At 41.8% G+C, this 7,316-nt stretch carries 5 protein-coding genes and 1 pseudogene; 4 read left to right on the top strand and 2 right to left on the bottom strand.

From position 1 onward, the window contains the following. Positions 1-58: 58 nt before the first annotated feature. A pseudogene (locus tag B5F22_RS12160) lies at positions 59-235 on the bottom strand (site-specific integrase); the annotation flags it as partial. A gap of 137 nt (positions 236-372) precedes the next feature. Here B5F22_RS12160 and B5F22_RS11660 point away from each other — a divergent pair. Further along, positions 373-1,491 carry a Fic family protein gene (locus B5F22_RS11660; RefSeq protein WP_087392682.1) on the top strand — a complete coding sequence of 373 codons (1,119 nt, stop codon included), beginning with the start codon at positions 373-375 and terminating at the stop codon, positions 1,489-1,491. 41 nt (positions 1,492-1,532) lie between these two features. Further along, positions 1,533-5,480, top strand: a complete 3,948-nt coding sequence (locus B5F22_RS11655) for a hypothetical protein (protein ID WP_087392681.1) — start codon at positions 1,533-1,535, stop codon at positions 5,478-5,480. Positions 5,481-5,638: 158 nt separating this feature from the next. On the opposite strand, the gene B5F22_RS11650 is transcribed toward B5F22_RS11655, so the two are convergent. Continuing rightward, on the bottom strand, positions 5,639-6,079 hold the full coding sequence (locus tag B5F22_RS11650) for a tyrosine-type recombinase/integrase (protein ID WP_242955127.1): 441 nt from the start codon (positions 6,077-6,079) through the stop codon (positions 5,639-5,641). 154 nt (positions 6,080-6,233) lie between these two features. Between B5F22_RS11650 and B5F22_RS11645 the strand changes: the two genes are divergently transcribed. After that, complete coding sequence (locus tag B5F22_RS11645) at positions 6,234-6,536, top strand: nucleotidyltransferase domain-containing protein (protein WP_242954931.1); 303 nt, start codon at positions 6,234-6,236, stop codon at positions 6,534-6,536. After that, positions 6,533-6,865: a HepT-like ribonuclease domain-containing protein gene (locus B5F22_RS11640; RefSeq protein WP_087392680.1), complete on the top strand. Its 333-nt coding sequence runs from the start codon at positions 6,533-6,535 to the stop codon at positions 6,863-6,865. The genes B5F22_RS11645 and B5F22_RS11640 overlap by 4 nt, the downstream gene beginning before the upstream one ends. Positions 6,866-7,316: the final 451 nt, after the last annotated feature.

The raw sequence follows: 7,316 nt of genomic DNA, 5'->3' as shown, positions 1-7,316 counted from the left end.
ACGCCCCCATTACTCTGGAAACCTTACAAAACTCCAGGCAGAAGTTTTCAAGCAACAATCAAGTCTGGATTGTCCCCGCCAGCACGTTCCCCATCGTCTGCGCTGCCTGTCTCTGGGCTGCGCTGGTGATATGGGCGTAGGTGTCCAGGGTGAATCCTGCGGAGAAGTGGCCCAGCATCCCGGACACCGTTTTCACATCTACGCCGTTTTGCAATGCCAAGGTGGCGAAGGTGTGGCTAATTCATGGAACTTGATTTTTGCTTTTTATTGCACTATTTCTTGATTTTTTGAGATAAATCTAGAAATGGTGCTTTCCTATTCCCTCTACCAATGATATACTGAAAATGACTTTTAGCTATTGAGGTATATGCGATGCTGCCCTACACAGGTGATTACACTGAACATATTGATCCCGAAAAGCCAAGCCTTACATTCTATTCCTTTACCCCACGCCCCTTGATGCGCGGGGATATGTATCAGATGGATGACGAATTGGCTGCTTTACTGATTGAAGCCCACAGGAACATTGGCTTTCTGGAAGGGCTTGTTAAGTATGCTCCGAATAAAGAAGCATTTGCGGAGCTGATGCTTTTGAAAGAGTGTACCTATTCCCATATGATCGACTACGACGGTCCCGATTTCAAAGAAATACTCACTATCCGCGGCACCGGCAAAGGTGATATAACGCCGATCACTAACCTGGAAATGGCATTTAAGGCGGCAAAAAGTATGGAAGTCGCAGCTCCTGACTTGAGCCGGATTTGCGGTATCGCACTTAACGGAGAATCAGAGAATAACCCGATAGAAGTTAGGGATCATCAAACCTTTTGGCTGGGTGCAAAGACGAATCTCAAAGGATACAACCCTACAGCACCGGATTCTGTGCTCCCGGCACTGGCTGATATTTCTGCGTATCTCTATAACGACCATAATACTGATCCACTAATTAAGGCAGCACTGGTACATTACCAATTTGAAATGATCCATCCATTTGAACGGTATAACGGTATTATCGGACGAATCCTTGTGCCAATGGTATTACGAGATACCATTGGAGAGGCAATGCCGCTAATATGCTTGTCTGAGTATCTGTATCACAATAAGAATGAGTATTTCGACTTGCTTCGGACCACACAGTACAGTGGAGGATATGTCCGATGGATCAAGTTCTTTGTAAACGCTATAGGTGAAGTAGCCAAAAAATCTGCCGTGTTAATGACACAATACGAGCGCATCGTTACGCTGGATGAACATCGACTTATGGAGATTAGTAAATCGCCTAAAAGTATATTAGAAATTTATAATTATCTCAAGCGTGTTCCTGTTACAACAATAACAGTTACCGAAAGAAAACTGGGATTCTCTTTTAATACAGTATCTAAATTGTTTCATTCATTACAAGGCTATGGAATTGTTGAATGCCATCAACCTTCCTACAGAAATAGAGTTTTTCGATATTCTGAACTGGAAAACTTGATGAGTGCTGATTAGCCGCACTTGTATAGGTAATAAGAGAATGAAAGGCGAGAAATATGGGAAAAGGCACAAAGAAGAAAAACAAAAAAGTTGCAGCGCCAAAAGCAAATATCCAGGAATTAAGTATTTCTAGAAATGGCGGACAAATCGCACTCAGAGGGTACTCGTATCAATTCTTGTATTCGTGCTATTTAATTCTTTCGTCATCAAGTCCGGGCATTTCTTTTCAGCTTGAGGGAATTGAAGATATTGATTGTATTAAGCAGAAAAATGACAGCAGTGATGTCACTCATATACAGCTGAAATATTCTGTCAACAAACAGGATGCCAGCTTTTTGCCTGATGTGCTTAAAAACTTTCTTGAAGCATATCTGCTGGATCAAAATAGATTTTTTAAGCTGGTTTATGATTTCCCTGTTGCAAAAGGCAATCTAAGTAAGATATTTGCATCTGATCTGGACGAAAAATCACGCACCTATTGGACTGGTGTGATTTCAAATATCAAGCAAAACAATCCTTCTTGGAATTGGTCTGTATATGATTTCGATAAATTTATTTCACATTTGTCATTTGAGAAGATTGAAAAATCTATACTTGCTGCTGAAATTGAAAAAGCCTTAATTGGAACTTATGAGATTAACACGGACAATGTTTCTTTATTTGCAAACAGCATAAAAATCCTTTGCTTTGAAAAAATGGAGCAGCGGGCCTATGTGACCAAAGCGGAATTAGATTCCCAAATCCAATCTGTCAAAATAGATATCAGTAAGGGTCCTCAGAATCCAGCTCATAGTTGGATTCGTAAACTGGACTACTCTAAGCCTAGTCTTGATGAAGGTCGTAGTTTTTACGAGGGGAAAAAAGCAACACCAGCAGATATAGCAAGTGGGTTTCCAATCAAACGACCGAGCTTAGAAAAAGATGTTATTAATTCCATTTGCGAAAACACGGTTACTGTAATTAAAGCTTCTAGCGGGCAAGGAAAAACCACGCTGGCTTTGCAGGCAGCTTATATCCTCCAAAATGAATATATACCATATCAATTACTATGGTGCGATGAAATCAAAGAGATTGGCAATATTGTCCAATATTTCAAAGCAAGAATTCAGCTTGGTGAAAAGATTCTTATCTTAATTGACAATCTGGATAACCATCTCAGCAAATGGAATTATCTTGTTCAGCTCTTACAATCCGAATTGCATTGTCATTATAAGTTGCTCATCACATCGCGAGAGATTGATTGGTATAATTATAGTGGCGACTTGAGCAATATTCAGTCTTTGAAAGTAATTAAGCCGGCTTTAGAAGAAAAGGAAGCAATAGAGATATTCAATCTATTCAGAGAGGCTAAGCAGCTTCACCCAAGCATAACAAGCTGGCAAAGAGCATGGAATAAGATTGCAGAAAGACAACTACTTATAGAGTATGTCTACTTGCTTACTCATGGTGAGATGTTATCAGAAAGAATAGCCTCACAAATATCCGAAATAGGACAATCATCTTCTGGCAAAGCAAAATGTGAAATCCTACGCAAAGTATGTTTTGCAGATCTTTGCGGAGTCAGGCTTTCTGTTGTCAACCTTTATGCGAGTCAATCAGAAGACTCTGGCTCGGATTTTGGGGAGCTCTTAAAAAGTATGGAATCCGAGTTCCTTGTACATGTGAATGCTGAAAGAGGGTATATTGAGGGGCTTCATCCCATCAGATCTAAACATGTTGTTGATAGATTGCATGAATTTCTTCCTGTTGACAATACAGCTATTTCCGTTATTAAAATTGCAGGAAAAGCAGATCTTCCTGTATTGTTTTCTCATCTGCCAGAGTTGAATCTCAACAGCGATGAATTCTTCAGAAATATTGTAGAGGTATTGTGGGATAAAAATGATTTGTCGAACTATATTCCTGCAATACAGGGGCTTTTTTCAGGGAGTGTGATGCAGTATTATCTTTCAAATCAGCCTGCGTTTGACGATGCAAATGCCCATGGTGGACTATTCGTCATATCGACCGAAATGTGTCCTTTTGCAACATTCAAAGAGTTTGGCGTGTCGATAGATACTCTTGATAAGATGCAAGAAATGTTTCCAGATAATAAGAATATAGAATATCTTTGCGAATTGCGAGATCGTATTCCCGCCTGTAATTTGCAAAAAACTTTTGTCTATGCTTTTTGCAATTGTTTATATAGAAAATTACTTCCTCTTAGTTTTGCCGAGATAAAAGACATTGCATCTTATGCCTCCATTTCCGAATGGATATACAACATAAATTCTGAATTTAATTTGTCTGCAAGCATCTCCTTGGACAATATTTGGATCGAGCCGGAAAAATTAACTTTGGAGTGCATTTCAACTCTAATGTATATCTCCTACTGTGGTAACAAAGATGTATATATGGAGTTTGTCGGAAGGAATCTTAAGCGTATCCTTACATACCTCAAGCAGAAAACAAAATCACACAAAATATTTATTGATTCCGAAAAGAATGCAATTCATGTTGAGTATATACTTCGATTGCGCAATATCAAAACCGGGAATGAGCAAAGTGTTTCGAGGTTGAAATATGTCTGTAGGACATTACCCATATTTGATTTGTACTGTGCGGATGCATTAAAACCAACTTTAAGTTTATTATCTGCTTATACTGTACCTGAAGATGCACATAAAGAAATGCCCATTAGAAACATTGTAATCATGTTCCATCAGAATCTTACGTCGCTATGGAACAAGACCATTATGAGCAATTACGAATTTGATACCGTGACAGAATGGTTAAATTACTGGTTTGATGTGAGAGAACATATATGTTTGCTTGCAGATAAGTGCTGTGCCTGTATTTACAAACTCCTTGGTGGAAAACCATTAGGGAGTTTGGCCGGGGAGGTAGATCAACTTCGTGAAGAATTTGCCCTAATTACTACTGGTGAAAAGCGATATCCTAAGGAAGATCGTCCTTTTGAAGAAAAAGCTACAGTGCCCGAGAGGTTAGGAAAAATAAAGAGTAAATACTTTCAAAGCATACAAAACTTTACGAATCAGTTTGCAGGGTTCCTCGTTAAGGATGAACAAAAACAAAGATTGGCTATGGTTAACCTCACAACAGCCCAAAGTGCTCTTGTGACAATGCAGAATTACTTTGCAGAAATCGCAATTGATTTTGGCTTCCAGGAAAGACAGTTGGCTCTTTGTGTTATGGAAACACAAAGCATAGAGCGACTAATAATGTGCTGTAGCTACTACCAGACACATTCGCCAAATAAGTATTTTAATAAATATCAAATTAGGAATTGGTATGACGGGCATTGTCGGGATGAGAGAAAGATAGCAGAAGACGGATTGTCGGAATTAGAATCCAAGTATTCGATTCATTTTCCTGATCAGATTTACACCATTGACATGTTGAGCTATTATCCCATCATAGTTGGTAATTTTGATATGGCATCGGAAAGCAATTTAACCGAATGTCTTCTGGGCTGTATCGCATTTGCTGATGCTCCCTTTGATTACCTAGTCATATTATCTGCAAACGAGTCCGAAGAAATAAATCCTACTGCTTTACAGTTCCCTCGACGGATGCTCGTTGACGTCAAGAAGGCAATCGAATCAGAAAATCATTCATTGCTTGATAAACTGATGCCTCCATATCCTGTGGACGTGACAGCACAAATGCTTGACTGCTTTATTGAAAAATATGATTTGCCTGAAAAAAACTCCACCGATGTCGATCAACTTCCCATAGGAGATGTTGCAGAAGAACTATGGATATATTCTAAATCTATGGAGTTGTTGACGGAACCGGAAGATGCCTGCTATCTTGCAGCCGAAACACAAGGTATTCAGACCAACATCGCGGGAATGCTTCGTTTATTGAAGAACAAGCTTCCATCCAAAGATGTCGATTGGTTAATAGAAATTTGTAATGGTGTATTCTCTGGCAAAAAATTTGACGACATTATATTCAACAATGTTATTGAGCATTTCATACAGAAGAAGATTGAACAGTAAAACCTTCGTCTCTTGATTGATTTAGCAGACACTGTCTGTTAAATCGAAGGAAAAGAATGCTGATAGCATAGCTATTGAAAATGCCAGACTGTGACTGGCATTTTCCAACTAAAGTCAATTAAATAGGTACAATACACAAAAACAGAAATCCCAGACTATCAAAATCTATTGATAGCTTGGGATTTCTGCTTTTGCAGAAATATATTTTTTGTCGTGTGCTTGACATACGGGTGGCGCAAGTCGTGGAACCGTACCTTAGGCAGTCCTGCCCGTTTCAGCACCCGATGGAGCATATGCAGCACACTGTCCGGGGAGATCGGCCCGCCATTGGGGGATGGGAACACCCAGGGGCTATTGCCCACTTTTCTCCTCTGTTCTTTCAGAACGCCTACCGTATCCTCTGCCAGGGGCAAGATACGGTAAGCGTTTTTGGTTTTCAGTGGTGCTTCCACCACTTCCCCGTTGATGCGGGAGACTTGCCGCCGCACCCGGAGGTCCCCCCGTTCCAAATCAATGCCCGCACTGCAGGCATTTGTGGCCGGAGAGGGGCCGCTTGCGCCCCCTCTCCTTTCTCCTGCTTTTCTTTCGTCGACTGCCATCTACCCTGAAAATCGGCCAAAATTCCCCCCTGAGTTGTAAACACTGCACTGCCATGGTACACTGATTACAGAAAAGGATGCCGCTTTTATTTCTTCAACCCCCATGGTATAATATTTTCAGAAGCACACCAACCACAAAAGGAGGTATGCAGCTATGTCTGAACAAATTTACTCCCTGAATGAGATTTCTGCGGTAGTATTGACCTTATTGAAAAAGTATCATGCAGAGCGGGCCATCCTGTTTGGCTCCTACGCCCGACAAGAGGCGGATGCTTCCTCGGACATTGATTTGATCGTTGTTGGTGGTAAGAATTTCGACCCTACCGATGTGCTGTGCATTGCAGAGGAACTACACATGACACTGAACAAGCCCGTTGATGTGTTTGAGCTTAGGGAAATCAATCCTGATTCCACCTTCTACGATACGATTATGGGGGAGGGCGTGCAAATCGCATGAAATACAGTGACGAGCAACGGATTGCCAAGATCCAGGTAACCACCGAGAAATTGCTGACCTACATCAGCCGGGAAAACATTACCCCCGAACGAATCTTTCACGAGGAGCCCATTCAATGGGCGGTTACCACTCCCCTGTACAACATCGGGGAACACGTGGCCAACCTGACCGCCGAGTTCAAACAGGAACACAACACCATCCCGTGGGTGAAAATTGCCGGACTGAGACATCGGCTGGTTCACCACTACGAGGACACCAACTGGACGGTCATCTGCGCCATTATCTATGATGTCCTTCCAAAGTTCCTGGAGGAGCTGAAACAGCTTTGACCCAAACCGTGATCCATACGGGTTATGGACTGTGTGGAGTCAACGAAACACGCAGGGTCAAACAGCATACGCATTCCGAGCAAAAAGGGCTAAAAAGCGCCTATCGGAGCCAAAATGGCCCACGATCCGCAGCTCATAACCCGGAGGTCGTAGGTTCAAATCCTGCCCCCGCAACCAAAAATCCCGGATGCGTCAGCGTCCGGGATTTCACTTATTCCCTCTTACCTCTTCACTATTCACTCAAAACAGTCCACATCCGGGATTTTTGGAGGGAATAAGTTATAGTGAATAGGGAAGAGGTATTTTTGTCTAACCCTCTGCCCAATGCACTTGACCCAAACCCTGACCCATACGGGAGTTTGGAGCGGTGAGAGCTGGATTTTCCCGGAGAGGATGCGCCAGAACATAATCTACAACACCGGCAGCTACTCACAAAGTAAAAGCAGCCCTG

Origin of the sequence: Pseudoflavonifractor sp. An187 (assembly GCF_002160275.1) — a bacterium.
Classification (GTDB): Bacteria; Bacillota; Clostridia; order Oscillospirales; family Oscillospiraceae; genus Enterenecus; species Enterenecus faecium.
The sequence above is the reverse complement of the archived record's forward strand: the minus strand, read 5'-3'. Positions and strand labels throughout refer to the sequence as shown.